The sequence below is a fragment of the Streptomyces sp. Y2F8-2 genome, assembly GCF_014905555.1.
In the GTDB taxonomy this organism is placed as follows: Bacteria; Actinomycetota; Actinomycetes; order Streptomycetales; family Streptomycetaceae; genus Streptomyces; species Streptomyces cynarae.
This window is the reverse complement of the sequence record NZ_BNGS01000002.1, coordinates 211154-236391: the sequence shown is the minus strand read 5'-3', so window position 1 is coordinate 236391 and position 25238 is coordinate 211154. Positions and strand designations below refer to the sequence as shown.

The following is a 25238-nucleotide window of genomic DNA, read 5'->3' as shown; positions in this document are numbered from 1 at the left end:
ATGAACCGAACCGCACTGGGCCTCGCCGTAGGGGCCGGATACTTTCTGGGACGCACCAAGAAGCTGAAAATGGCGCTCGCGGTCGGCTCCCTGGTGGCGGGCAAGAAGCTCAACCTCAGCCCGCGGACGCTCGCGAACGCGGTGAACCAGCAGCTCATGAACGCTCCGCAGTTCAAGGAGATCGGCGACCAGTTGCGCCAGGAACTGCGAGGCGTCGGCAAGGCCGCCACCGGGGCCATGGTCGAGCGGCAGATGAACGCGCTCGCCGACCGGCTGCACGACCGTACCGCCCGGATGCGCGACGAGCTGCCCGAGGGCGGCTCCGGCGAGGACCGGGACGAGGACGACGACCGCGCGGCGCGGGACGACGACCGCGATGAGCGGGAGGACGGCAACCGCACCGAACGGGACGGAGGCGACCGCCCGCCGCGCGGTGAGAGCGACCGCGAGAGCCGGCGGGAGGAGCCGTCCGGCAGGAAGGCGGCCGAGAAGGCCCCGGCGAAGAAGACCGCGGCGAAGAAGACCGCAGCGAAGAAGGCCCCGGCGAAGAAGGCCGCGGCGAAGAAGACGGCCCCCGCGAAGAAGGCGGTGGGCGGCTCGGCCGGCGCGGCCCGCAGGACGGCCGCGAAGAAGACCGCCGGCGCCCGCGGCGCGGGCTCCTCGAAGGGCGGTGACGACCGATGACCGACACCCTCGGATCGGCCACCTCCGCGGCCGGCAAGGCCACGGGCGCGGCCACGGACAACCCCTTGACGCACCTCGCCCGCGGCGAGGCCGCGGACCGGCTGAAGGCCGAGGCCCAGGAGTACCTCGCCGCGCGGGCCACGAAGCTGCTCACCGGCCTCGGCCGCAAGCTCGGCGAGACCACCGTCAAGCTCAACGACATCGCCGAAGGCAACAGCCCCGGCTTCGCCAAGCTGGCGCTCGACGGCGGCCGCAAGCTGGCCGAGGGCAAGGGACCGCTGCGCTCCGCCCTGGAACTCGGCGCCTCCCGCGCCAAGGACAACGTGAAGGAAGCCGTCAGCAACCTAGGGGGCGGCAAGGGCAGGAAGAAGGGCGGGGGCGGCAAGAAGCCCACCGTCATCATGGAATCCGTCGACGTCGGCGTGCCGCTGCGCACCGCCTACGACCAGTGGACGCAGTACCAGGACTTCTCCACCTTCGCCAAGGGCGTCAAGAGCGCCGACAGCGCCGACGACACCCACTCCGACTGGCAGGCGAAAATCTTCTGGTCCAACCGCAGCTGGAAGGCGCACACCACCGAGCAGCTCGCCGACCGGCGCATCCAGTGGACGTCGGAGGGCGCCAAGGGCACCGCGAAGGGCGTCGTGACCTTCCACCCCCTGGGCGAGAACCTCACCCGGGTCCTGCTGGTCATGGAGTACTACCCGAGCGGCCTGTTCGAGAAGACCGGCAATCTGTGGCGGGCGCAGGGCCGCCGGGTCAGGCTGGATCTGAAGAACTTCGCCCGGTTCATCACCTTGAAGGGTGAGGCGGAGGACGGCTGGCGCGGCGAGATCCGTGACGGCGAGGTGGTCCGCAGCCACGAGGACGCGGTGGCGGACGAGGAGGCCGAGGAACCCCGCGACGAGGAACCCCGCGACGAGGACGAGAGCGCCGAGTTGGAGGGCGGAGAGGACGAAGAGGGCGAGGAGCCCTACGCGGACGAGGAGGAGCCGGAGGGGTACGCGGAGGAGGAAGAAGGACCCGACGCGGACCCGGAGGAAGGATCCTACGAGGACGCGGACCCGGAGGAAGGATCCTACGAGGACGCGGACGTGGAAGGGTACGAGGACGCGGAGGGCGACGAGTACGCGGACGAGGAGCCCGGGGACGTCGCGCGCGGGGGCCGTCGATGACGACGCCCGGCCGGTTTCCCGAGCCGTACGGCGCCGGCAGCGGAGCCAACCTCGCCGACATCCTCGAACGCGTCCTCGACAAGGGCGTGGTGATCGCCGGCGACATCCGGATCAACCTGCTCGACATCGAACTGCTCACCATCAAGCTCCGCCTCGTCGTCGCCTCCGTCGACCGGGCGAAGGAGATGGGCATCGACTGGTGGGAGACCGACCCGGCGCTCTCGTCCCGCGCCCGCCAGAACGAACTGGCCCGGGAGAACGCCGAACTGCGCGACCGGTTGGCCGAACTGGAAGGCGCGCGCGGCGAGAAGGAGGCATCGTGAACGGACTGCGGTACGTGTACGCCGTCTGCCGCCCCTTTCACGCGGCGCTCGAGGACGGCCCGGCGGGCGTCGCGGGCGTGCCGCCCAGGCAGTTGGCGCACGACGGCCTGGTCGCCGTCGTCAGCACGGTCCCGGAGCGGGACTTCGCGGAGGAGCCGCTGCGCGCCCGTCTGGAGGACCTGGACTGGCTGGCCGCCACCGCCCGCGCCCACCAGGGCGTCGTGGACGCGCTCACCGCCGCCACCACGCCCCTGCCGCTGCGGCTCGCCACGGTGTTCCGTGACGACAGCGGCGTGCGCGCGATGCTCCAGGAGCGCGCGGACGACTTCCACCGCGCCCTCGACCGTCTGGACGGCCGGGTCGAATGGGGAGTCAAGGTGTACGCGGAGACGGACCCCACGCAAACGCAGGGACAGACGCAAGGACAGACGCCGGGAACGGAAAGTCCGGGAGGGGCGGAAGGGGCGGGCAATGCCTCCCAGCCGCCGCGGAAACCGGTCTCCGGCCGCGACTACCTGCGCCAGCGCCGTGTGCGCCGGCAGGCCCACCAGGAAATGCAGGAGAACACCGAACGGTTCGCGCGCCAACTGCACGAGAATCTTTCCGGCTGGGCCGAGGATTTCCGGCTGCACGCCCCGCAGAATCCTGCGCTCTCCGGTTCCTCCGGTCGCAATGTGCTCAACGCCGCCTATCTTGTGCCGCGTTCCGGGTCCGAGGCGTTCGTGACAAAAGTGGAGCAGGAGAAAAGCGGAATTACCGGAGTGCGGGTCGAACTCACCGGCCCCTGGGCGGCGTACTCGTTCAGCGGGGTCGAAGGGCGGGAGGGGCCGTGACCGTCGACGGACTTCAACACCGTCAGGTCGCCCTGGTGGACCTGCTCGACCGGCTGCTGGCCGGGGGCGTCGTCATCACCGGCGACCTCACCCTGCGCATCGCGGACGTCGACCTCGTCCGCATCGACCTCAACGCGCTGATCAGCTCGGTCGGCGCCCAGGTGCCGGCCCCCTGGCCGGAGGAGCGGTGACATGAGCGACGGACGCAACCGACTCGACCTGGAACCCGACACCGTGGAGCGTGACCTGGTCAAGCTCGTGCTGACCGTCGTGGAGCTGCTGCGCCAGCTCATGGAGCGGCAGGCGCTGCGCAGGTTCGACACCGGCGAGCTCACCGAGGACCAGGAGGAGCGCATCGGGCTCACCCTGATGCTGCTCGAGGACCGTATGGCTCAGCTCCGGGAGCGCTACGGACTGCGGCCCGAGGACCTGAATCTGGACCTCGGGCCGCTCGGATCGTTGCTGCCGCGGGAGTGATCGCCGAAGGATCACGGGAATCGGGTGCCCGGGCGTATCACCGCCCGGGCACCGCCGATTCACCAGCGATACCATCGGCCGCGTCCGCCGGCCGCCGTAGTGCCGCGGGCCAGGAAGCCCACGAGCCAGACGACCAGCACCGCGAGGGCGATCCACCACAGTGCCTTCACGGCGAATCCGACGCCGAAGAGAATCACGGCCAGAAGGAGAACGAGCAGGATCGGAACCATAGTCACACCTCCTGCTGTCCAAGTTTCCCGAACGGCGGGAATCAGGCCTCTTTTCGGCAGAGAATTTCTCCGTGCAGCACCGAGAACCATCCGTCCTCGTGCCGGCCCCATTCCCGCCAGGCCGCCGAAACGGCACTCAGGTCTTCAGCGGTCGCATGGCCGCCATCCGTCGCCCGGTCGGCGTACGCCGAGGCGAGCGTGCGGTCCGCCCACAGTCCGCTCCACCAGGCCCGCTCCTCGGCGGTGGCGAAGGTCCAGGTGCCGGAGGTGGCGGTGACGTCCCTGATGCCCGCCCGCAGCGCCCAGGACTTCAGGCGCCGCCCCGCGTCGGGCTCGCCGCCGTTGGCGCGGGCGACCCGCTCGTACAGGTCCAGCCAGTCCTCCAGACCCCTGGACGCCGGGTACCAGGTCATGGCGCCGTAGTCGGCGTCGCGCGCGGCGATGAAACCGCCCGGCCGGGTGACCCGGTGCATCTCGCGCAGTGCCTGCACCGGGTCACCCACATGCTGGAGCACCTGGTGGGCGTGGACCACGCAGAACGTGTCGTCCGGGTAGTCCAGCGCATGCACGTCCGCGACCGCGAAGTCCACGTTGGTGACCCCGCGGGCGTCGGCCGTCGCCCGGGCCTGGTCCAGGATCTCCGGGGCGCGGTCGACGCCGGTGACATGACCGTCGGGGACCAGGGCGGCCAGGTCCGCGGTGATCGTGCCCGGCCCGCAGCCGATGTCCAGGATCCTCATGTGCGGCTTCAGCGACCCGAGGAGGTACGCCGCGGAGTTGGCGGCGGTCCGCCAGGTGTGCGAGCGCAGCACGGACTCGTGGTGGCCGTGCGTGTAGACGGCCGTCTCCTTCGGCATGACGATCCTCTTCCCCTCGTACGGACCCGGGCGTCGCCGCGGGCGGTACGTGTCACGGTAAGCGATCTCGCCGAATAATGAGACAGCCATCTTACGATGTGGACTGACCGTGGCAGGGCGCGGTGGGCGCCGGGAGCCCTCAACACCGGCGGCACAGGGGTCAGTCGGCGGGCAGCGGCCGGTAGACGGTCAGCGCCTCGGGCAGGGCCTCCAGGGTCACCTCGCCCTGGACGGCGGTGACCTCGCCGTCGTGGGCGAGGAGGGTGCCGGGGGCGACTCCGTCCAGGTGCAGTCGCCGGACCCGTAGGGCAGCGTGGAACGGCGAGTGCGACAGCGGGCCCGCGAACGCGGCCGCCAGCAGACGGGCGGCGGGCCGGCGCCCGCCGTGCACGACCCGTACGTCGAGCAGCCCGTCGGCCAGGTCGTGGCGGCGGCCGGGCACCAGGCCCATGCGGTGGTAGGTGCCGTTGCCCGCGAACAGCAGCCACAGCGGGTGGGTTCGGTCGCCGACACGTACGGCCAGGGGGTGGCGGTCGGCCCGCAGGACGCGCCAGGCGGCGAGCACACCGGCCGGCCAGCCGCCGATCCGGGGGGACCAGCGTTCCCGCTCGCGCACCAGCTCCGGGTACACGCCGAGGCTGCAGGTGTTGAGGAAGCAGCCCTGGGTCTCACCCGAGGTGAACCGGCCCACGTCGACCCGGACGGCGTCGCCCCGCGTGAGAGCGCCCACCAGGTCACGGGGGTCCTCCACGCCGAGGTCCAGCGCGAAGTGGTTGAGGGTGCCGCCGGGGAGCACGGCGAGCGGGAGGCCGTGGCGCAGGGCCACGCCGGCCGCCGTGTTCACGGTGCCGTCGCCGCCGCACACACCGAGGACGCGGGCACGGGCGGCCGCCTTCTCCAACTCGGTGCGAACCTCGGGCGGTTCGCACTCCACGGTCTCCGCGCCGGGGAGCGCGTCCGTGAGGGCCCGTACCCGGTCCCAGGTCGCCGCGCCCTTGTTCACGACGACCACGAGCCCCGTGCCGTCGCCGAGCGCGGGCGCGAGGGGTTCCGGCGAGGCGGCGGCCTCGACGGAGCGCCGGCGGTCGGGCGGCGGCAGCAGATCGCGGGTCGGGACGAGACCCCGTACGGCGTAGGCGGCGCCCACACCCAGGGCCGCGCCCGCGAGGACGTCGCTGGGGAAGTGGACGCCGGTGTAGACACGGGAGACGGCGACGGCGGTGGCGAGCGGCGCCACGGCGGCACCCCAGCCACGCGACTCCAGGGCGACACCGGTGGCGAAGGCGGCGGCCGAGGCGGAGTGACCGGACGGGAAGGAGGTCGTGATCGGCTGCCGCTTGAGGCGGCGCACGGCCGGGACCGGATCGAGGACGGGACGGGGGCGGCGGACCGACCGCTTGCCGAGGGTGTTGATGGTGGCGGAGGCGAGCGCGAGGGAGGCGACACCGCGGGCGGCCGCGCGGCGGGCCCGGGGGCTACGGGTGGCGGCGAGGGCGGCGGCGGTGGCGAACCACAGCACACCGTGGTTGGCGGCCCGGCTCAGGCGGGGGAGCAGGGGGTCGGCACCGGGCCAGTGGCGGGCGGCGACGGACTCGAACAGCCGGCAGTCGAGGCCGAGGAGGCGGTCGCGGAGGGGGTGGGGGCCGGGTGGCTGGGTGGTGAGGTCGACATCAGCGCTCATGGCCCTGCGGGTACCCCGACGAACGCTTTTCGCCCCCGCCGCCCTTACCCGTTCACCCCCAGGGGGTCCGCCCCTGGACCCGGCTGGGGCTCGGTCCGTGGGCCCGGCTGGGGCTCGGTCCGTGGGCCCGGCTGGGGCTCGGTCCCTGGGCCCGGCTGGGGCTCGGTCCGTGGGCCCGGCTGGGGCTCGGTCCCTGGGCCCGGCTGGGGTTCCGCCCCTGGACCCCTTCGCGGGCCGGCCCCCGGCCCGCCCGCTCCTCGAACGCCGGAGGGGCTGGATTTCCGCCGGAGGGGCTGCTGTGTCAGCGCCGGGTCGGCATCATTCAGCCCGTCCCGGGGTACCCCTGCTCGAAGAGCTTGGGGGAGTTCGAGGACGAGGCCGTCGGCCGACAGCGGGGGTCTGGGGCGGCAGCCCTCAGGGACGGGACGGGTAGGGGCGGCGGGGGCGAAAACCCTTTGCCCGGCTTCGGCGCGGCCGCTCACAATGCGCCCCATGGGACACCTTGAAGCCGCGCACCTCGAGTACCACCTCCCCGACGGGAGGACCCTGCTCGGCGACGTGTCCTTCCGCGTCGGCGACGGCAGCGTCGTCGCCCTCGTCGGCCCCAACGGCGCAGGCAAGACCACCTTGTTGCGCCTGCTCTCCGGCGAGCTGAAACCCCACGCCGGCACGGTCACCGTCTCCGGCGGCCTCGGCGTCATGCGGCAGTTCGTCGGTTCCGTCCGCGACGACACGACCGTACGCGACCTCCTCGTCTCGGTCGCCCCGCCCCGCATCCGCGAAGCGGCCCGCGCCGTCGACGCCGCCGAGCACGCCATCATGACCGTCGACGACGAGGCCGCCCAGCTCCGCTACGCGCAGGCGCTCGCCGACTGGGGCGAGGCCGGCGGCTACGACGCCGAGACCCTGTGGGACATCTGCACCACCGCCGCACTCGGCGTCCCCTACGACAGGGCCCAGTGGCGCCAGGTGCGCACCCTCTCCGGCGGCGAGCAGAAGCGGCTCGTCCTGGAGGCCCTGCTGCGCGGCGGCGACGAGGTCCTGCTCCTCGACGAGCCCGACAACTACCTCGACGTACCAGGCAAGCGGTGGCTCGAGGAACGGCTGGCCGAGACCCGCAAGACGGTCCTGTTCGTCTCCCACGACCGCGAACTCCTCGCCCGCGCCGCCGAGAAGATCGTCACCGTGGAGCCCGGCCCGGCGGGCGCCGACGCCTGGGTGCACGGCGGCAGCTTCGCCACCTACCACGAGGCCCGCCGCGAGCGGTTCGCCCGCTTCGAGGAGCTGCGCCGCCGCTGGGACGAGAAGCACGCCCAGCTGAAGAAGCTGGTGCTGAACCTCCGCCAGGCGGCCACCGTCAGCCACGAGCTGGCGTCCCGTTACCAGGCCGCCCAGACCCGGCTGAGGAAGTTCGAGGAGGCCGGCCCGCCGCCGGAGCCGCCGCGCGAACAGAACATCACCATGCGGCTCAAGGGCGGCCGTACCGGCGTACGGGCCGTGACCTGTCAGGGGCTCGAACTGACCGGGCTGATGAAACCGTTCGACCTCGAGGTCTTCTACGGCGAACGGGTCGCCGTCCTCGGCTCCAACGGCTCCGGCAAGTCGCACTTCCTGCGTCTCCTCGCCGGTGACGACGTCGCCCACACCGGGCAGTGGAAGCTCGGCGCGCGGGTCGTACCGGGCCACTTCGCCCAGACCCACGCCCATCCGGAGCTCCAGGGCCGCACGCTCCTCGACATCCTCTGGAAGGAGCACGCCCAGGACCGCGGCGCCGCCATGTCCCGGCTGCGGCGCTACGAGCTGACGGGCCAGGCCGAGCAGGACTTCGACCGGCTCTCCGGAGGCCAGCAGGCCCGGTTCCAGATCCTGCTGCTGGAACTCGAGGGGGCGACCGCGCTGCTGCTCGACGAGCCGACCGACAACCTCGACCTGGAGTCCGCCGAGGCGCTCCAGGAGGGGCTCGACAGCTTCGAGGGCACGGTCCTCGCCGTCACCCACGACCGCTGGTTCGCCCGCTCCTTCGACCGCTACCTGGTCTTCGGCGCGGACGGCCGGGTCCGGGAGACCTCGGAGCCGGTGTGGGACGAACGCAGAGTGGAGCGCGCACGCTAGCCGCAGGCCCGGCGCCCCGGGCCTGCGCCAGGCGCGCCGGCTACGCCCAGCGCAGCAGTGCGCCCACTCCGCCCACCGGGCCCTCCTGGCTCCTGGCGGCCGTCAGCGAGACGGCCGCCGCGCCCGTCTCCACCGCGGAACGCAGCAGCGCGTCGTCTGCGCGGGCCGGCCAGGCGTGCCGCTCGCCCACCGCCTTGAGGTCCGTGCGACGGACCGCGACCTGGTCCGGGTCCTCGCCGATCCACACCTCTCGGCGGGTGTCCGGGCCCTCCGGATTGATCAGGAGTTCGTCGATACGGTGTTCGCGTGCCGCCTCGATCACCGCCGGCACGCCCTCGACCGCGCCCGCACGACCCTCCTCGTCCGGCGCCCGGGCGGCCAGGAAGCGTTCCAGCTCCTGCTCGGCGCGGCGCTGCACATGCTCGGTGCGGATCCGCTCCACCTCCTCGTCCAGCAGCCGGCTGCCCGCGCCGTGCGTCGTCTCGGCCACCTGGTCCTGGAGCCGGCGCGGCAGCCGCTCGTGCACCGCGCGCCGTTCGCGCTCCTCGCCGACCAGGACCACCAGGTCGGCGCCGGTCTCCTCCTGGCACACGGCGAGCGCGTCCGCGATCTCCGCCGCGTTGTGCTCCCAGGTGTTCTCCACGCGCAGCTGGAAGTGGCGCACCGACCAGTCGGCGCTGCTCGTACGGTGCAGCGGATGCTGCTTCCCGGTCACCGACCCGGCCTCCCGGCTGCCCAGGGCACCCCGCAGCTCGAACTCGGCGCCCTTGCGGTCGATGTACGCCACCACGCACACCGGTTCCTCGTTCGCGAGCTCCAGCAGCGGCGCCGTGTGCGGCAGCGTGGCCCACAGCGCGGAGGAGCCCTGCGGCGGCGCGGCGAGCGGCGGATCGAGGGCCACCTCGCCCGCACGGGCGAACAGGGCCCTGCCATGCGGCTCGGGTGAGTGGGCCAGGTCCTCGACCGCGGACTGCACGGCCCGGCACGTCGGCTCGTCCGCGCCCTGCTCGACGAGCTCCCGATACAGGGACTGAGCGGTCAGGGAGCGTTCGTGAGGCGTGGACTCCGTGTGCCGCGAGGTGTCGACGTATACGGAGGCCCAGGGACCGGGATGTTCGTACAGTGGATGGAGAAAGGCGAGATCCATGGCTCCCTCCCGGATGCCGCTCGGGGTATTGCTTTTCCGGGCGGGTACCCGGACCGCACCGACGAACACGACGAGCGGGGTACCACCTATGACCGGAGTCGACCCGGGCCGGCTGACCGACCAGCAGCTCATGAAAGAGCTGGAGACGATCCACCGCACGCGCCACGACACGCTGCTCTACGGCTCGAACGACGCGCTGCGCGCGCACAACGACCGGATGGCGCAACTGGAGGGCGAATACCTCCGCCGCCACCCGCGCCGCCCGACCGCGGCCGGCCGCACCCGCGACGGCGCCCGGGAGCGCGGCACCTGTGAAGAACCCCAGGAAGCCGAACCGACCCGCTGACCGCCTGCGCGAGGACCCGCCCCGCGGCCCCCATCGGGGCTGCGGGGCGGGTCCTTTCCGCGTGTACCGCCGGTCGGGCGATGGTTATGGGTTGTTCCAGTGGTTCAGGTGTTCAAGCGTTCAGGTGTTCTGGCCGGCGAACTCCGTCACGATCGCCTCGTCGAACGCCTTCAGATCGTCCGGCTTCCGGCTGGTGATCAGCAGGTTGCCGTCGCGGTCGATGTGCACCTGCTCGTCGACCCAGGTGCCGCCCGCGTTGCGGATGTCCGTCTTCAGGCTCGGCCACGACGTCAGGGTGCGGCCCCGTACGACATCGGCATCGATCAGCGTCCACGGGCCGTGGCAGATCGCGGCGACCGGCCGCCCCTGGTCGAAGAACGCGCGGACGAACGCCACCGCCTGCTCGTCCATCCGCAGGAAGTCGGGGTTCGCCACCCCACCCGGCAGCACCAGCCCGTCGAAGGACTCGGCCGGCACCTCACCGACCACCGCCTCCACCGGGAAGGTGTCCGCCTTGTCCAGGTGGTTGAACGCCTGCACCTGTCCCGGCTTCGTCGACACCAGGACCGGCTGGTGGCCGGCGTCCTTCACCGCCTGCCACGGCTCGGTGAGTTCCACCTGCTCCACGCCCTCGGGCGCGGTCAGGAACGCGATACGCATGATGTCCAAGTCCTTCCTCTGCCTGTGCTGTCACACGGCCTGGTCCTGCGGCTGCCACACGGCCTCGTCGCCCGCCTCCTCCTGTGCCTTGCCGTCGCGCGCCCGGCGCCGTCCGGCCCGGACACAGCGCAGCAATTCCTCGCCGTAGGGCAGCGCCACACACGCGCCGATCGCCGCCGCGATGCCCATGACATAGCCCCGTGGCAGCGGCCGGCGCCGCCGCACCAGCCGCCAGGCGCGCGGGTCGCCCCGGCCGCCGCGCAGCAGCGACCGCACCTGGTCGGCGTGCAGACACCCGAGCGCGGCGAGCGCCGCGAACGGCAGCGACTCCAGGAAGCTGTGGATGTGCTGCTCCACGGGCTTGACCTCACGGTCGCTGTCCTCGGCGGTGCGGACGTCCCACAGCGCGGTCGCCTCGTGCACCGCGGTCCCGGCCAACTGCACACACAGAAGCAGCGGGTTGACCTCGTAGCGCAGCGTGAGCGCGATGGGCACGCCCACCTCGGTCATCATCAGCGCGTGGATCAACGACTCCTTCGTGCCGGACGTGTCCTCGATCCCGGTGCGCCGGTGCATCAGCCAGTCGGCCAGGCCCGGCGCGAACCAGAACGGCAGCAGCCCGTACAACAGGTAGCGGGTCGTCGCGTCGCCGACGTCCACGGTGGCGCCGTACGCACTGACCCGGTCGGCCCGGCGTCGGCGGATCACGCGGGCACCCCGCCGCGCCCGCCTCCGGGCTCGGCCTGGCTGATGTCCGCGAGCGCCGACGTCGGGTCCTGCGCGACGGCCAGGTCGCCCAGGCTCACCATGCCCACCGGCCGGCCGTCCTCGACGACCGGCAGCCGGCGGACGGCGTGCCCTCGCATCAGGTCCACGGCCGTGGACACGGGATCGTCGGGGCCGACCACCACCGGGTCGGGGGTGCACACCGCACGGGCGCTCACGGTCAGCGGGTCCGCTCCGTCCGCGACGGCCCGCAGCGCGATGTCACGGTCCGTGAGCACACCGACGACGCGCCCGTCCTCGGCGACCAGGACGTCCCCGATGTCCTCGGCACGCATCAGCTGCGCCGCCTCCACGAGTGAGGCGTCCGGGAGGACCGCCACGACGCCCGGCGTCATGACCTCCCTGACGAAATCAGCCATGGCCTGCTGTCCTTTCCTGCTTCCCCCGGCCGGCAGGGGTGGGGTGTGTCGGCGGGACGACGCCCGCAGTACCCGCGCGTCGGACGCCTATGCGCTCCGGCCCGCCCCTTCGCCGCCCACGATCGCCTCGGCGAGCTCCTGCGCGTTGGCGTAGCGCGAGGAGCGCGGCAGCCGCTCCAGGGGGGCGACCAGCGCGTCCGGGGCGTGGTGGCGGCGCAGGGCGTCGATCAGCTCGGGCGGGCGGCCCGGGAACGCCGTACGCCCCAGGATCCGTGCCAGCTCGAAGCGCACATCGGCCACGGACCGCGCGCCGCCCGGAATCACCGGACCGGCCCACACCGCCGGGTCGTCGTCGGCGGTCGGCTCGGGGTCGTGCCACTCCTCGGTCCGCGTCGGGTGGCCCGAGCGCAGCAGCCCCTGGAGTTCGTGCTTCATCTCGTCGTCCCGGTGGACGTTCAGCCGGTCGCTGCCTCGCTGCATGAGTCCCTCCATATGTCGCGTGGCCCCCGCGTACCCGAGGGGCGCCGGTCGACACGGCCGCCCCGCCGGCGATCGTCCGCTTTCGGCCGTGTCCGGGTCTCGATACGGCTCCTCACGACTCCTTGTTGCCGCGTCCGGGCAGGAACTCCTGCACCTTCGCCTTGAACCCCTGGCGGATCATCCCGGCGCGGTCCGCGTCGCCCTTCAGGATCGAGGCCGCCGTTGCCTGCATCTGCTCCCAGGAGGCGTGCGGCGGGATCGGCGGCACCGCCGGGTCGGTCAGGAACTCGACGACCGCCGGGCCGTCCGCCTCCAGCCCCGCGCGCCAGCCCGCCTCCACGTCCTCCGGCTTCTCCACCCGGACGCCGGTCAGACCCAGGGAGCGCGCGAAGGCGGCGTACTGCACGTCGGGGATCTCCTGTGACGGCATGAACGAGGGGGCGCCCTCCATCGCTCGCATCTCCCACGTCACCTGGTTGAGGTCATGGTTGTTCCACACGCCCACCACCAGCCGCGGGTCCTCCCAGCGGTCCTTGTACTTCGCCGCCGTGATCATCTCCGCGAGGCCGTTCATCTGCATCGCGCCGTCACCGACCAGCGCGATCACCGGCCGGTCCGGATGGGCGAATTTCGCGCCGATCGCGTACGGGACCCCGCTGCCCATCGTCGCCAGCGTCCCGGACAGCGACCCGCGCATACCGGGCCGCATCGTCAGGTGCCGTGCATACCAGTTCGCAACCGAACCCGAGTCGGAGGTGATGATCGCGTTGTGCGGCAGCATCGGGTCCAGGGCGCGGGCCACGTACTCCGGGTTGATCGGGTCCGCGGACAGCTCCGCCCGCTTCTGCATGACCTCGTGCCAGCGGGACACGTTCGCGCACACGGTCTCGAACCACTCGCGGCCGCGGTCCTTGTCCAGCAGCGGGATCAGGCGCTGCAGGGTCGCCCTGGCGTCGCCGACGAGGTTCACCTCGTACGGGTAGCGCATGCCGATCATGTGCGGGTCGATGTCGATCTGCACGGCCCGCGCCTTGCCGAATTCCGGCATGAACTGCGTGTACGGGAACGAGGAGCCGATGGTGAGCAGGGTGTCGCAGTCGCGCATCAGCTCGTACGACGGGCGGGTGCCCAGCAGACCGATCGAGCCGGTGACGTACGGCAGCTCGTCGCTGAGCACGTCCTTGCCGAGCAGCGCCTTCGCCACGCCGGCGCCCAGCAGCTCGGCGATCTGCTGCACCTCGGTCACCGCGCCGGCCGCGCCCTGGCCGATCAGGATGGCCACCTTGTCGCCGGCGTTGAGGACCTCCGCGGCCCTCTCCAGGGACTCCTGCGAGGGGACCGCCGTCCAGGCGCCGCGGCCGAGGCTCGAGGGGACCATCTTGAACTCGTGCGTCGGCGGCGAGTAGTCCAGTTCCTGCACGTCACCGGGGATGATCAGGGCCGTGGGGGCGCGGCGCGCATACGCGGTGCGGATCGCGCGGTCGAGGACGTTCGGCAGCTGTTCGGGGACCATCACGGTCTCCACGAAGTCCGATGCCACGTCCTTGAAGAGGGTGTGCAGGTCGACTTCCTGCTGGTAGGAGCCGCCCATCGCCGTGCGGTGCGTCTGGCCGACCAAGGCGAGCACGGGCACGTGGTCGAGCTTGGCGTCGTACAGGCCGTTGAGCAGGTGGATCGCGCCGGGTCCCGAGGTGGCCGCACACACACCGAGACGGCCGCTGAACTTGGCGTAGCCGACCGCCTCGAACGCGGCCATCTCCTCGTGCCGCGCCTGCAGGAACCGTGGCCGGTCCTCGGCGCGGCCCCAGGCGGCGAGCAGCCCGTTGATGCCGTCGCCGGGGTAGCCGAAGACATGCTCCACGTCCCATTCGCGCAAGCGCGCCAGGACGTGGTCGGCGACCTTGGTGGCCATCGGGAACCTCCCATGGGAAGAGGGTGCGTACGGATCGCACCTGTCGAGTCACCCGGCCGATGCGGGGAAAACCTGCCGCCCAACGGTGAGCCCGCGGGCCATGGGGACGCCCGTGAGGTGTCGGGACGCGGGGGCGGGGGCCCGCCTGCGAGCCGAACGGGGCGCCGGCGTGCGAGCCTCCTGGCCCGGCGGAGGCGACGAGCTCCCGCGTGATGCGTCGTCCGCAGCGCCGGGACCGGGCCGAAGACTTTCTGAAGACCCGTGTTTGCGGCGAATGAGCCCGGGCAGGCGCGACTCAGTGCTTCGGACAGGAGGCACGTCCGTGGGAGCGGTGGATCACGCCACGGTGTGCCCTGTCGCACCCGCCGCCCCCTCCCACGGTGACCGTCCACCCAAGGCACCAGCAAGGCACCAGCAAGGGAGTTGCGACGCACCATGCAGAACCGAGCTAGCGTGAAGCACCACCCCCATGACGACGCCCCCGACACCACGGAGGCCTTCCGCAGGCTCGCTTCGCTCCCCCCGGGCCCCCAGCGCGACGCGCTCCGCGACGAGATCGTCGAGGCCTGGCTGCCCATGGCCGAACGGCTCGCGGGCCGCTTCCGCAGCCGCGGGGAGAGCTTCGAGGACCTGCGCCAGGTGGCGTTCCTCGGCCTGGTCAAGGCCGTGGACCGGTACGACCCCGAGCGCGGGCACGCCTTCGAGAGCTATGCCGTCCCCACCGTCACCGGTGAGATCAAGCGGCACTTCCGCGACCACATGTGGACCCTGCACGTGCCCCGCCGCGTCCAGGACCTGCGCAACCGGGTCCGCTTCGCCGTCCAGGACCTGTCGCAGACCGTCTCGGGCCGCAGGCCCACCGTCGCCGAGATCGCCGAGCACGCCAACATGAGCGAGGAGGACGTCCTGGCCGGCCTCGAGGCCCTGGAGAGCTTCACGGCGCTCTCCCTGGACGCCGAACTGCCCGGCAGCGAGGACGGGTACTCGCTCGGCGACTCGCTCGGCTCGCCCGACCCCGCGCTCGACACCGTCGTGGACCGCGAGGCCGTCAAGCCCCGTCTCAAGGCGCTCCCGGAGCGCGAACGCGCCATCCTGTACATGCGCTTCTTCGACGACATGACCCAGAGCAGCATCGCCGAGCAGCTCGGCATCTCCCAGATGCACGTCTCCCGCCTGATCAGCCGCTGCTGCTCCCGGCTGCGCGAGCAGGTGATGCGGGACGCCGTCTAACCGACGGCCCGCAGGGCCAGCGCCATGTGACGGGACATCATGTCCATCGCCTGCGCCTCCGCCATCGAGAACGCCGGCCGGGCCCCGCTGCGGAACAGCGTGAGCACGCCCCGCACGGTGCCCCCGTCGGTGAGCGGCACGCACAGCAGGGACGTCACGTTCGCGCGGATGAGGACGGGGGCACCCGAGGCGTCCCGCCCGAACGCCTCCGGGTCCTCCGGCCGCACCCGCAGGACCGAGGACCCGCCACGCGCCGCCTCGACGACGAGGGGGCACCCGGCGGGGTCCTGCGCGACCAGCGCGTCCACGTCCTCACCGGGCGGTCCCAGTACCGCCGTACGGGTCAGGCGCCCGTCTCCCGCGTCCGCCACCACCCAGTCCGCGAAACGGCCGTGCAACACCCGGGCCGCCCGCTCCAGGACTGCCCCGGCCGGCGCGGTGAGCAGTGCACTTGTCATCGCGTCCAGCAGGTCCATCAGCGCCGCGTGCCGCGTGGTCTCCGTCAGGTCCGGGACGCCGCCGGGCGGGGTGTGTTCACCGGCCGGCACCCGGGTGTCCGCGGGCTGCAGCACCACCATGACCGCCGTGCGCGGCTCACCGCTCGGCCGCACCGCGACCAGCGTCGCCCGTACCGGCACCGACGGATGCTGCGGCAGACGTACCGTCATGCTGCGGTCGCCCTCGCCGCGCGCCACCGCGGCCGTCTGCGAACGGAACGCCGCCCGGTCGGCATGCGCCAGAAGCCCGGTCAGCGGGCGGCCCGTCGCATAGCCCGCGCGGGCCCCGGTGAAGGAGATGGCCGCGAAGTTCAGCCGCCGCACCACCGTCTCGCGGTCCACCAGCGCGACCGGCACCGGAAGCCGCTGGAAGAGGGTCTTCAGCAGCTGCTGCTCCTGGCGCTCACCGGAACCGGCCGGGGCGGCCCCGGCGCCCGCGGACAGCCGCTGGTACCACGGCCACAACCGACCCGCCACATGGTCGAGTTCGAAGATCGCCGCGTCGAGCACCGAGGGCAGGTCGTCCGCGGGTATGGCACGGGCCGCCTTGAGTTCCGCCACCCGGCGGACGAAATCCGCCAGCTCTTCACCGAATTCGTCCGTCTGCGCCATGCGACGAACCTAACCCGTACGGACTGCTTCCCGAGGACGCGCGCACGGAACCGGCCACGTCGTCACGGACGCCGTTTTCCACCGGGGTGAGCGGGCAGCCGCCCGAAGAGGAGGTGAGGTATGCCGGAGACCGGACAACTCGATGACCACCCGGGGGGTTACCGCCTGGCGGCCGAATCCCCCGAGTCCGCCCTCCCGGGGCGCCGGCTGTCGGACCTCGTCGAACAGGTCGCTCGGTGCACCCCCGGCTGCTGCGGCGCCAGCACCACTGTCCTGGAAGGCGGTGTCGAGGGCGGCACGGACCGGTCCGCCGCCGTCACCCATCCCGATCTCGCCCCGCTCGTCACCGTCCAGCTCCGCAGCGGCGACGGGCCGATCCCCGCGGCCGTGGAGTCGGGCGAGCCCGTCGAGGCCTTCGACCTGCTGCGCGAGGAGCGCTGGCCGGAGTACCGCGCGCTCGCCCTGGACGCAGGCGTACGGTCCAGCGTCACGATCCCGTTCCGGCGGTCGGGGCTGGTCGTCACGCTCAGCCTCTACAGCTTCCGGCCCGGGACCCTGAAGGGCGCCCCGCACGGCCCCGCCCGGGTGCTCGGCGACCTCGCCGTGGGCTGTCTGGTGCGCGACCGCTCCTACCGTGCCGCCCTCACGGAACTCGACCAGCTCGGCGCCGCCCTGCGCTCCCGGCCCGTCGTCGACCAGGCGTGCGGGATCGTGATGCACGTCCTCGGCTGCGACGCCGAGACGGCCTTCCAGGTACTGCGCCGCATCTCCCAGGGCGCCAACCGCAAACTCGCCGACGTCGCCGCCGGCGTCGTGGACAAGCGGGGCCGCGGCCTGGAGCGGGAGCTTCTCTCGCTGGCCGGCTGAGCCCTCCGTGCGCGGCCTGACGTCACCCGCACGGCGGTGCCGGTCGCGCGAATGGGGCACGGCCGCGCGCGGGCCACGGCCGACCGGGCTGTCATGGAGGAACCCGGCCGAAGGAGCCCGCCCCATGCGCTGCACTGCCCGAGTCCTGTCCGCCGCCGCTGTGGCCGGCGCCGCCCTGGGCGCCGTCGTCCCGAGCGCGTCCGCCGATTCGTCCGCCGACATCACCCCGCGCTCCGTCGCGCCCGGGGACACCGTCACCGTCTCGGTGTCCTGCGACGCGGTCGGCGCCGGACTGCCCGACGCCATCGAGGGCGCCTCCCAGGCCTTCGAGGGGGGCAGGGTGCGGCTGCACCGGGTCCACCGCGACGACGACGATGACTGGGCCGAGCGCCGGGGTGGCGTCCGCTACCGCGGCACGGCCCGCGTCCCCGTCGGCGGGAGCGTGAACGCCGTCGCCCACCTGGCCGGCCGCGAGGCGTCGTGGGGTGTCGACGGACGGTGCCCGGGGGGCCCGGGCGGCCGTGAAAGGCCGTGGACCGTCTCGTTCACCGTGTACCGGGAGGGCCACGGCCACCACCACGACGGTGACGCCCCGCCGGGCGGCAAGCAGCAGGAGGAGGGGCAGACGCAGCAGTCGGAAAAGCAGCAGGGGGAGGGGCAGACGCAGCAGTCGGAAAAGCAGCGGGAGGAGGGGCAGTCCAAGCAGCAAGGGGAGGGCCAGGGCAAGCAGCGGGGGGACGGTCAGTCCCAGGGATCCGGCAAGCAGCAGGGGGACGGGCAGTCCCAGGGATCCGGCAAGCAGCAGGGCGACGGTTGCGACGGTCAGAGCAAGCAACAGGGCGACAGGCAGTCCGAGGGGTCCACGAAGCAGCAAGGGGACGGTCAGAGCAAGCAACAGGGCGACGGCCAGGGCAAGCAGGACGAGGGCCAGGGCAAGCTGAGTGACGGCCAGTCCAAGCAGCAGGGGGACGGCCAGTCCAAGCAACAGGGGGACGGTCAGGGCAAGCAACAGGGGGACGGCCAGTCCCAGGTGTCCGGCAAGCAGCAAGGCGACAGCCAGGGCAAGCAGCAGAGCGACGGGCAGGGCAAGGCGCAGGGGGACAGCCAGGGCAAGCAAGCCACGGGCAAGCAGCAGGGCGACCAGGGGAAGCAGAGCGCGGCACAGCCTCCCGTCGGCGCCCAGCACGGCGTGCACGCCGGGGAAGGCGGCGCCTTCACCGGCTCCGTGCCCACCCTGGCCGCCGGAGGCCTCCTGATCGCGGGCGCCCTCGGTGCCGCGGTCCACCGGCTCTGGGGACGCGGACGCTCCGGCCACGCCTGAACCCGCACCCGAGATCCGAACGTCTGACCCTGTGATCCGGGCAACCCGGCCGGACGCCCATGACCGGCCCGAACCCGGGGTACTCAGAGCCCGAGGGCGTCTTCGACACCGTAGAGGAACAGGAGTACGACAGCGGGCAGCGGCCACGGGTCGAGGGCGTGCAGCGAGCCGGAGCAGGGGGGACCGGCCACGGCACCAGGGACTGCGCGGAGGCACGCATGCGGCGGACGGATCCGGAGGGGCACGGCCCCGTCCGTTACGGACCGCCCCTCCCCGAGCAGGGACTGCCCCTCCTGCCGGGCCTGTCCGCGGCGCTCGCCGAGGCCGCCGACCACGACGACTCCGGCCCCTCCCGTCTGCCTGCCCTCCTCGACGCCGCCTGCGGCTACTTCGCCCGGCGCGGACTGCCCGCCGAGCCCGACGACGTCGCCGCCGCCCCCGGCGCCCCCGCAATCTTCGTCGCCGTCACCGCCGCGCTCGGCGGCGACGTCCTCGTCCCGAGGCCCTGCCCGGCCTGGTGGGCGCCCCAGGTCCGGGCGCTGGGGCGGTCCGTGTTCCATGTGCCGACACCCATGGAGTGCGGCGGCGTCCCCGACCCGTACGCCCTCCTGGAAACCGTCCGCAGGATCCGCGCGGAGGGCGGCGACCCCCGCCTTCTCGTGCTCGCCGTCGCCGACGACCCCACCGCCACCGTCGCCCCGCCCGAACTCGTGCACGAGACCGTCGAGGCCGCCGCCGGGGAAGGGCTGCACCTGGTCAGCGACGAGACCTGGCGCGACACCGTGCACCGGCCGCACGACACCGTGCTGCTCAGCCCCGCCGAGATGCTGCCGGACCGGGTCACCGTCGTCACCGACCTCGCCGGGCCCTTCCTGCCGCCCGGCTGGCCCGCGGCCGTCGCCCGCTTCCCGGCCACCCCCGACGGCGCCGGACTGCGCGCCCGCGCCCTGGACGTGCTCACCGCGCTCGGCGCCCGGATCGCCGACCCGGTCGCCGCAGCGGCCGCGTACGCCCTCGACGAGCCCGATGACGTCACCCAGCGCCTCACCGCCGGCACCGCTCTCCACGCGCGCGTGGCCGACGCCGTGCGCCGGGCCGTCGTCGCGGCGGGCGCCCTCGTCCTGCCCCCGCAGGCCGGCCGCCACCTCTACGCCGACCTGGAGCCGCTTCGCTCCGCGCTCGACGCGCGCGGTGTCGGCGACGCGCAGGAACTCGAGGACCTCCTCACCGCCGGGCTCGGCATGCCCGCGCCCGGCGGCCACCGCTTCGGGGACGACCTGGCGGCGCTCCGCGTCCGTCTGTCCACCGGACCCCTCCTCGGCGCGACCGCCGCGGAACGGGCGCAGTGCCTCACCTCACCGGAGCCGCTGGAACTGCCACACGTACAACGCGCGTTGACCCATGTGGGATCGGTCTTCGCCGATCTCCGCGACGACGCTCAGCGATGGGAGCCTCCTCGATGACGCAGCAGTCCGAGTCGACCACGAGCACCGTTGCGGCACACCGGGACACCGGTGCGCCCGCGTCCACGCCCCTGCTGAGTCAGGACCCCCCGCCGCTGGTGGCGCCGCCGCTCGCAGCGCCCCGCCCCCTCGGAGAGCGCCGTATCTGGCCGCGCTCCTTCATCGACCGGCTGACCACACCGCTGCCCGGCCTGAAGGCCATGGCCCGCTTCGCCCGCGAGGGTGCGGTGCGGCCCGCCCCCGAGGGCCTGAAGGACATTCCCCGGCTGCCGTACGAGCCGGGCCCGCTGCCGCGGGTCGACGCGCGCACGGTCGCCGTCTCCTGGGCGGGCCACGCCAGTTGGGTGGTGCGGATCGGCGGGCTGACGGTCCTGACCGACCCCGTCTGGTCCCGGCGCATCCTCGGCACACCCGCCCGGATCACGCCCGTCGGCATCGACTGGGACGCCCTGCCGCGCGTCGACGCGGTCGTCATCAGCCACAACCACTACGACCACCTCGACGCCCCGACGCTGCGCCGCCTTCCGCGCGACACCCCGGTGCTCGTACCGGCCGGGCTCGCCGCGTGGTTCCGCCGCCGGCGGTTCCGTTGTGTCACCGAGCTGGACTGGTGGGAGGCCGCCGAGGTCAAGGGCGTCCGCTTCGACTTCGTGCCCGCCCACCACTGGTCCAAGCGCACCCTGACCGACACGTGCCGTTCGCTGTGGGGCGGCTGGGTGCTGACGGCGCCCGACGGGCAGCGGGTCTACTTCGCGGGCGACACCGGGTACGGGCACTGGTTCGAGCGGATCGGGCAGCGCTATCCGGGGATCGACCTGGCCCTCATGCCGATCGGCGCCTACGACCCGCGCTGGTGGCTCAGCGACGTCCACTGCGACCCGGAGGAGGCGGTCCGCGCGACGCTCGACCTGGGCGCACGGCGGATGGCGCCCATGCACTGGGCCACGTTCGTGCTGTCGGCGGAGCCGGTCCTGGAACCGCTGACCCGGGTGCGGGCGGCCTGGGAGAAGGCCGGGCTGGCCCGCGAGGACCTGTGGGACCTGCCGGTGGGGGCGTCACGGGTCCTTCAGTGAGCCGGAGCCCGGAACTTACGAGGTGGCGGCCCTGCGCATCCGGCGCCACAGGCCGGGTGCCGTGCTGATCACGACCGTCAGCACGATCGCCGCCACCACGCCCTCCCACGGCTTCGGGAACAGCGAGCCGCCGACGATGCCGATCAGCTGGTACGTCGCGGTCCAGGCGAGGCAGGCCGGGGCGTCGCCGCGGGCGAAATCCCGCAGCGGCATACGGGCCAGCAGGCAGGCGAGCATCACCGGAATGCGGCCCGCCGGGACCAGCCGGGAGAGGGTGAGCACCGCGATCCCGTGCTCGTTCAGCTTCTCCTGCGCCTGGGCGAGCCGGTCCTCGGGGGCGCGGCCGCGGAGGTTCTCCAGCCAGCGGGAACCGTTCTTCGACCGCATGCCGCGCCGCCCGAGCCAGTACAGCGCGACGTCCCCGAGGAAGGCCGCGAGCGCCGCGACGCCGAAGACCAGCGCGAGCGGGAAGGGCGCGGTCCGGTGGAAGGCCACGACCGCCGCGGAACTGACCAGCGCCCCTGTCGGCACGACCGGCACCAGCGCCCCGATCAGCACCAGCAGGAACAACGACGGGTATCCGACGGCCTGTTGGGTGGACTCCGTGGGCACGAGGGTGGTCGCGGCGGCGAGGTTCATCACCGGGCGACCTCCGGGCGGACGCTCTCACCGTGGGACAACAGGTGCACCCTGACGTCCGGCGCGTACCGCGCGGCGAGGCGGGCGAACTCGGCGCCCGGCGCGTGGAACTCGTGGGGGCGCACGGCGTCCATCCCGATCGGCCAGTACGTGCCGTAGTGCACCGGCACCGCGCTGCGCGGCATCAGCCGGGCCAGCGCCTGCGCCGCGCGCCCCGCGTCCAGGTGCCCCTCGCCGAGGTACGGTCCCCAGCCGCCGACCGGCAGCAGCGCCACGTCGACCGGCCCGACCTCTTCGGCCATCGACGGGAACAGACCGGTGTCCCCGGCGAAGTACGTCCGCGCCTCCCCCTCGACGACGAACCCGAGCGCGGGGGAGCGGTGCGGCCCCACCGGCAGCCGCCGACCGTCGTGCCGAGCGGGCACCACCCGTACGACCAGGTCACCGACCCGCACCCGGTCCCCGGGCGCCACCTCCGTGAGCCGCAGCCGGCCCAGCCTGCGCAGCCCCGGCACCTGGGCGGCGGCGCCGCGCGGCACCAGCACCCGGGTGCCCGGGGCCAGCCGGGCCAGCGACGGCACGTGCAGATGGTCGGCGTGCAGATGCGACACCAGCGTCACGTCCGCCACCGCGGCCTCGGGCGGCGGCGGGGCGCCCCGGCGCCGCCGCAGATGCGCGAGGCGGCGCGCGAACAGGGGATCGGTGAGCACCCGTACGCCGGAGTCCTCGACCGTGCAGGTGGCGTGACCCCACCACGTGACCTCCACCGGCACTCCATTGCCTCCTTCGCGCGACTCCCCCCGAGCCTACGGGCAGGGGTAGGGTCGGCGGGGAAACCCTGAGGCGAGGGGGGACCCCATGGGAGAGGCGCACGGCACCGCCGGCGCGCGCGACGCCCGCGGCCGGCCGGGCACGGTCCGGGTCACGGCGATCGCCAGCCTGACGCCGCTCGAGGAACTGGACGCGGAACCCTTCCTCGTCGACTCCCGCAGCCAGCACGCGATGTGCGCGCGATGGGCGGCGGAGCGCGGTTACGTGGTGACGCGGGAACTCCTCGTCCGCGGCCTGCGCCCCGACCACTGCGCGTTGTGGACGGATGTGGAGGCGGGTCTGGTCGACCTGTTCGTGGCCCCCAGCCGCCGTGTCCTGGAGCGTGCCCTGACCTCGGTGGACGAGTTCACCGCGGAGTGCGCCCGGCGAGGCGTCCGCGTCGAGACGGTCGGCCGCGCGGAACCGTCGTACGACGCCGGGATGAAGGCCCGGATCCACCGCCGCCTGTCGCTGCCGACGGCCGGGTACGACGGTCGCTGACGGGGGGCTCCCGGCGTTGTGACAAGGTGGGGGCGCATCCGAGAGGGCGGCAGGGCCATGACGTGAGGTGAGCTGGGCGTGGGGCACGGGCGTTGGCGGAAGCTGCTCAGCGGTGTGGGGCGCAGTGTCGCCGTGTGGGCCGCCTCCACCGGCACCGTGCTCGTCCTCGCCGCCGTCCTGCCCGACTTCCGGCTGCAGTCCCCCGGCGGCGACAGCGCGACCCGCATAGCCGTCACGGCCGCCGTCGGCGCCGGTGTCTTCGGTCTGCTGTCGTCCCTGGTGTGGCCCCTGCTGGTACGGCTCCTGCTGCTCGTCCCCGCCCTCGTCCTCGGCCTGCTCGTCTTCTTCCTCAACGGCTCCCTCCTGCTCGTCGCCCTCCGCGTCAACCCCTCCGGCGACGCCGAGGCCGCCCCCGAGACCGCGGTCGTGGTCGCCGCGGCGATGTCCGCCGTCGCCTCGGCCACCGGTGCCGCCCTCGCCGTACGGGACGACGACGCGTACCGCAGAAGGCTGTACCGGCTCGCCGACCGCCGCCGCAGACGCGGCGACGGTCGCTCCGGCCGTGTCACCCCGGGCGTGGTCTTCGTCCAGCTCGACGGCGTCGGACACGACGTGCTGCGCGCGGCCGTGGCCAAGGGTCTGATGCCGACCGTCGCCTCCTGGCTCGTCCCGCGCGACGGCGGCCCCAGCCACCGGCTCACCGCCTGGCGCACCGACTGGTCCAGCCAGACCGGCGCCAGCCAGCTGGGCATCCTGCACGGCTCCAACCACGACGTCCCCGCGTTCCGCTGGTACGAGAAGGAGACCCGCGAGGTCGTCGTGTGCAACCGTCCGACGAGCGCCGCGGAACTCCAGCGCCGCGCCGTCGAGCGGACCGGCGACGGCGGTCTGCTCACCGTCGACGGCGCGAGCCGCGGCAACCTGTTCAGCGGTGGTGCCGACCAGCTCGCCCTGGTGCTGTCCGTGTCCGCCCGGCGAGGCAGGGAGAACCGCTCACGCGCCGGCTACTTCGCGTACTTCAGCGACCCGGCCAACGCCGTCCGCACCGCCATGTCGTTCGCCGCCGAGGTCGCCCGCGAGATCGGCCAGTCCACCCGGGCCCGGCTGAGGCGACAGCGGCCGCGTGTGGGCCGCGGCGGCCTGTACCCCTTCGTGCGCGCCTTCGCCACCGTCGTCGAACGGGACGTGGTCGTCGCCGCGGTGATCGGCGACATGCTCGCCGGGCGCAGCGCCGTCTACGCGGACCTGGTGGCCTACGACGAGGTGGCCCACCACTCGGGGCCGCACAGCCGCGACGCCGAGCAGGTCCTGCACCGGCTCGACCGCTCCCTCGCGCTGCTCGTCCAGGTCGCCGAGCACGCCCCGCGCCCCTACCGGATCGTCGTCCTGTCCGACCACGGACAGAGCCCGGGCGAGACCTTCCGCACCCGGTACGGGCTCAGCCTCGCCGACCTGGTGCGGGCCGGCTGCGGGCTGCATGTGCCGCGCAAGGTGGAGCACACCCACAGCGGGGCGGAGGCGCGTGCCGCCGTACGCGCCGCGCTGCGCCGGCCCGTCGAGGAGAAGGCCGAGCACCACGGGGCCGCCCGCCGGGACTCGGAGCCCATCGTGCTCGCCTCCGGGAACCTCGGGCTCGTCTCCTTCCCCGACGTGCCGCACCGGATGAGCAAGGAGGAGATCGACCGCCGGCACCCCGCGCTGCTGTCGACGCTCGCCAACCATCCCGGCGTCGGTTTCCTCCTGGTCCGCAGCGAGGAGCACGGCGGGGTGGTGCTGGGCGCGTTCGGCGCCGAGATCCCGGTGGACCGGCTCGCCGACGAGACCGGCCCGCTCGCCGGCTTCGGGCCGGGTGCCGCCGACGCCGTGCGCCGCACGCACTCCTTCCCGCACGCCCCCGACATCATGGTCAACTCCTGGTACGACCCGGACGAGGGCGAAGTCCTGGCGTTCGAGGAGCAGATCGGTTCGCACGGCGGGCTCGGCGGCGCCCAGGGCCGGCCCTTCCTGCTGTGGCCGGTGGACCTGTCCGCCCCGGCGGAGGAGGGCGCCGAACTTGGCGGGGCCGAGCAGGTCCACCAGGTCTTCCGCCGCTGGCTGTACGAGTGCGACGGCCCCCAAGTGCCGCTGACCGGCGCCGAGGAGACGGACGAACGCGCGGCCTGA

Annotated in this window: 26 protein-coding genes and 1 pseudogene; 15 read left to right on the top strand and 12 right to left on the bottom strand. The window is 73.3% G+C overall.

Annotated elements, in window-relative coordinates:
- Genes SY2F82_RS06435 through SY2F82_RS06410 form a run of 6 tightly spaced genes read left to right on the top strand, consistent with a single transcriptional unit; the run spans position 1 to position 3492 of the window.
- Complete coding sequence (locus SY2F82_RS06435) at positions 1–684, top strand: DNA primase (RefSeq protein ID WP_200417986.1); 684 nt, start codon at positions 1–3, stop codon at positions 682–684.
- Positions 681–1859 carry an SRPBCC family protein gene (locus tag SY2F82_RS06430; protein ID WP_200417985.1) on the top strand — a complete coding sequence of 393 codons (1179 nt, stop codon included), beginning with the start codon at positions 681–683 and terminating at the stop codon, positions 1857–1859. Before SY2F82_RS06435 ends, SY2F82_RS06430 begins: the two co-directional genes overlap by 4 nt.
- Positions 1856–2182: a gas vesicle protein gene (locus tag SY2F82_RS06425; RefSeq protein WP_200417984.1), complete on the top strand. Its 327-nt coding sequence runs from the start codon at positions 1856–1858 to the stop codon at positions 2180–2182. Before SY2F82_RS06430 ends, SY2F82_RS06425 begins: the two co-directional genes overlap by 4 nt.
- Complete coding sequence (locus SY2F82_RS06420; protein ID WP_200417983.1) at positions 2179–3015, top strand: GvpL/GvpF family gas vesicle protein; 837 nt, start codon at positions 2179–2181, stop codon at positions 3013–3015. The genes SY2F82_RS06425 and SY2F82_RS06420 overlap by 4 nt, the downstream gene beginning before the upstream one ends.
- Positions 3012–3206, top strand: a complete 195-nt coding sequence (locus tag SY2F82_RS06415; protein ID WP_200417982.1) for a gas vesicle protein — start codon at positions 3012–3014, stop codon at positions 3204–3206. Before SY2F82_RS06420 ends, SY2F82_RS06415 begins: the two co-directional genes overlap by 4 nt.
- Position 3207: 1 nt before the next feature.
- Complete coding sequence (locus SY2F82_RS06410) at positions 3208–3492, top strand: gas vesicle protein K (RefSeq protein WP_200417981.1); 285 nt, start codon at positions 3208–3210, stop codon at positions 3490–3492.
- 59 nt (positions 3493–3551) lie between these two features.
- Here SY2F82_RS06410 and SY2F82_RS06405 read toward each other — a convergent pair whose 3' ends face one another.
- The 3 genes from SY2F82_RS06405 to SY2F82_RS06395 all read right to left on the bottom strand — a co-directional run bounded on the left by SY2F82_RS06405 (position 3552) and on the right by SY2F82_RS06395 (position 6260).
- Positions 3552–3722 carry a hydrophobic protein gene (locus SY2F82_RS06405; RefSeq protein ID WP_200417980.1) on the bottom strand — a complete coding sequence of 57 codons (171 nt, stop codon included), beginning with the start codon at positions 3720–3722 and terminating at the stop codon, positions 3552–3554.
- Between the two features lie 41 nt (positions 3723–3763).
- Positions 3764–4579, bottom strand: coding sequence for a class I SAM-dependent methyltransferase (locus tag SY2F82_RS06400; protein ID WP_200417979.1), 816 nt, complete (start codon positions 4577–4579; stop codon positions 3764–3766).
- Between the two features lie 160 nt (positions 4580–4739).
- On the bottom strand, positions 4740–6260 hold the full coding sequence (locus tag SY2F82_RS06395; protein ID WP_200417978.1) for a bifunctional phosphatase PAP2/diacylglycerol kinase family protein: 1521 nt from the start codon (positions 6258–6260) through the stop codon (positions 4740–4742).
- A gap of 492 nt (positions 6261–6752) precedes the next feature.
- On the opposite strand from SY2F82_RS06395, the gene SY2F82_RS06390 reads away from it, so the two are divergent.
- Positions 6753–8372: an ABC-F family ATP-binding cassette domain-containing protein gene (locus tag SY2F82_RS06390; protein ID WP_200417977.1), complete on the top strand. Its 1620-nt coding sequence runs from the start codon at positions 6753–6755 to the stop codon at positions 8370–8372.
- Between the two features lie 40 nt (positions 8373–8412).
- On the opposite strand, the gene SY2F82_RS06385 is transcribed toward SY2F82_RS06390, so the two are convergent.
- A complete protein-coding gene (locus tag SY2F82_RS06385; protein ID WP_200417976.1) occupies positions 8413–9519 on the bottom strand; it encodes a Vms1/Ankzf1 family peptidyl-tRNA hydrolase in 1107 nt (368 codons plus the stop codon).
- Between SY2F82_RS06385 and SY2F82_RS06380 the strand changes: the two are divergent.
- A pseudogene (locus SY2F82_RS06380) lies at positions 9499–9865 on the top strand (DUF6158 family protein). The gene SY2F82_RS06385 and the pseudogene SY2F82_RS06380 overlap by 21 nt on opposite strands.
- A 120-nt stretch (positions 9866–9985) precedes the next feature.
- On the opposite strand, the gene SY2F82_RS06375 reads toward SY2F82_RS06380, so the two are convergent.
- The 5 genes from SY2F82_RS06375 to SY2F82_RS06355 form a co-directional block, all read right to left on the bottom strand.
- Positions 9986–10525 (bottom strand): type 1 glutamine amidotransferase domain-containing protein, encoded by a 540-nt coding sequence (locus SY2F82_RS06375; protein WP_200417974.1) that lies wholly within the window; start codon positions 10523–10525, stop codon positions 9986–9988.
- Between the two features lie 30 nt (positions 10526–10555).
- Positions 10556–11233: a diguanylate cyclase gene (locus SY2F82_RS06370; protein ID WP_374707130.1), complete on the bottom strand. Its 678-nt coding sequence runs from the start codon at positions 11231–11233 to the stop codon at positions 10556–10558.
- The gene (locus SY2F82_RS06365; protein WP_200417973.1) at positions 11230–11670 is read right to left on the bottom strand and encodes a CBS domain-containing protein; all 441 of its coding nucleotides are present in this window, start codon (positions 11668–11670) and stop codon (positions 11230–11232) included. Before SY2F82_RS06365 ends, SY2F82_RS06370 begins: the two co-directional genes overlap by 4 nt.
- A gap of 87 nt (positions 11671–11757) precedes the next feature.
- Entirely contained in the window at positions 11758–12150 is a 393-nt protein-coding gene (locus SY2F82_RS06360) for a DUF2795 domain-containing protein (protein WP_103843324.1), read from the bottom strand.
- Positions 12151–12262: 112 nt separating this feature from the next.
- The gene (locus SY2F82_RS06355) at positions 12263–14062 is read right to left on the bottom strand and encodes a thiamine pyrophosphate-requiring protein (protein ID WP_200417972.1); all 1800 of its coding nucleotides are present in this window, start codon (positions 14060–14062) and stop codon (positions 12263–12265) included.
- Between the two features lie 435 nt (positions 14063–14497).
- Here SY2F82_RS06355 and SY2F82_RS06350 point away from each other — a divergent pair, with 435 nt between their 5' ends.
- Positions 14498–15292, top strand: coding sequence for an RNA polymerase sigma factor SigF (locus tag SY2F82_RS06350; RefSeq protein WP_200417971.1), 795 nt, complete (start codon positions 14498–14500; stop codon positions 15290–15292).
- Here the strand turns inward: SY2F82_RS06350 and SY2F82_RS06345 are convergent.
- Positions 15289–16401, bottom strand: coding sequence for a GAF domain-containing protein (locus tag SY2F82_RS06345; protein WP_200417970.1), 1113 nt, complete (start codon positions 16399–16401; stop codon positions 15289–15291). The genes SY2F82_RS06350 and SY2F82_RS06345 overlap by 4 nt on opposite strands.
- A gap of 120 nt (positions 16402–16521) precedes the next feature.
- Here SY2F82_RS06345 and SY2F82_RS06340 point away from each other — a divergent pair, with 120 nt between their 5' ends.
- From SY2F82_RS06340 to SY2F82_RS06325, 4 genes are all read left to right on the top strand, one after another.
- Positions 16522–17268, top strand: a complete 747-nt coding sequence (locus SY2F82_RS06340) for an ANTAR domain-containing response regulator (protein WP_200417969.1) — start codon at positions 16522–16524, stop codon at positions 17266–17268.
- Positions 17269–17392: 124 nt separating this feature from the next.
- Positions 17393–18589 carry a hypothetical protein gene (locus SY2F82_RS06335; protein WP_200418657.1) on the top strand — a complete coding sequence of 399 codons (1197 nt, stop codon included), beginning with the start codon at positions 17393–17395 and terminating at the stop codon, positions 18587–18589.
- Between the two features lie 218 nt (positions 18590–18807).
- Positions 18808–20052 carry an aminotransferase class I/II-fold pyridoxal phosphate-dependent enzyme gene (locus SY2F82_RS06330; RefSeq protein ID WP_200418606.1) on the top strand — a complete coding sequence of 415 codons (1245 nt, stop codon included), beginning with the start codon at positions 18808–18810 and terminating at the stop codon, positions 20050–20052.
- Positions 20049–21125, top strand: coding sequence for an MBL fold metallo-hydrolase (locus SY2F82_RS06325; protein WP_200417968.1), 1077 nt, complete (start codon positions 20049–20051; stop codon positions 21123–21125). Before SY2F82_RS06330 ends, SY2F82_RS06325 begins: the two co-directional genes overlap by 4 nt.
- A gap of 15 nt (positions 21126–21140) precedes the next feature.
- On the opposite strand, the gene SY2F82_RS06320 is transcribed toward SY2F82_RS06325, so the two are convergent.
- Both SY2F82_RS06320 and SY2F82_RS06315 read right to left on the bottom strand, forming a co-directional pair.
- On the bottom strand, positions 21141–21764 hold the full coding sequence (locus tag SY2F82_RS06320) for a DedA family protein (RefSeq protein WP_200417967.1): 624 nt from the start codon (positions 21762–21764) through the stop codon (positions 21141–21143).
- Entirely contained in the window at positions 21764–22537 is a 774-nt protein-coding gene (locus SY2F82_RS06315) for an MBL fold metallo-hydrolase (RefSeq protein WP_200417966.1), read from the bottom strand. The genes SY2F82_RS06320 and SY2F82_RS06315 overlap by 1 nt, the downstream gene beginning before the upstream one ends.
- A gap of 85 nt (positions 22538–22622) precedes the next feature.
- On the opposite strand from SY2F82_RS06315, the gene SY2F82_RS06310 reads away from it, so the two are divergent.
- The gene (locus tag SY2F82_RS06310) at positions 22623–23075 is read left to right on the top strand and encodes a hypothetical protein (protein WP_200417965.1); all 453 of its coding nucleotides are present in this window, start codon (positions 22623–22625) and stop codon (positions 23073–23075) included.
- Positions 23076–23153: 78 nt separating this feature from the next.
- The gene (locus tag SY2F82_RS06305) at positions 23154–25238 is read left to right on the top strand and encodes an alkaline phosphatase family protein (protein WP_200417964.1); all 2085 of its coding nucleotides are present in this window, start codon (positions 23154–23156) and stop codon (positions 25236–25238) included.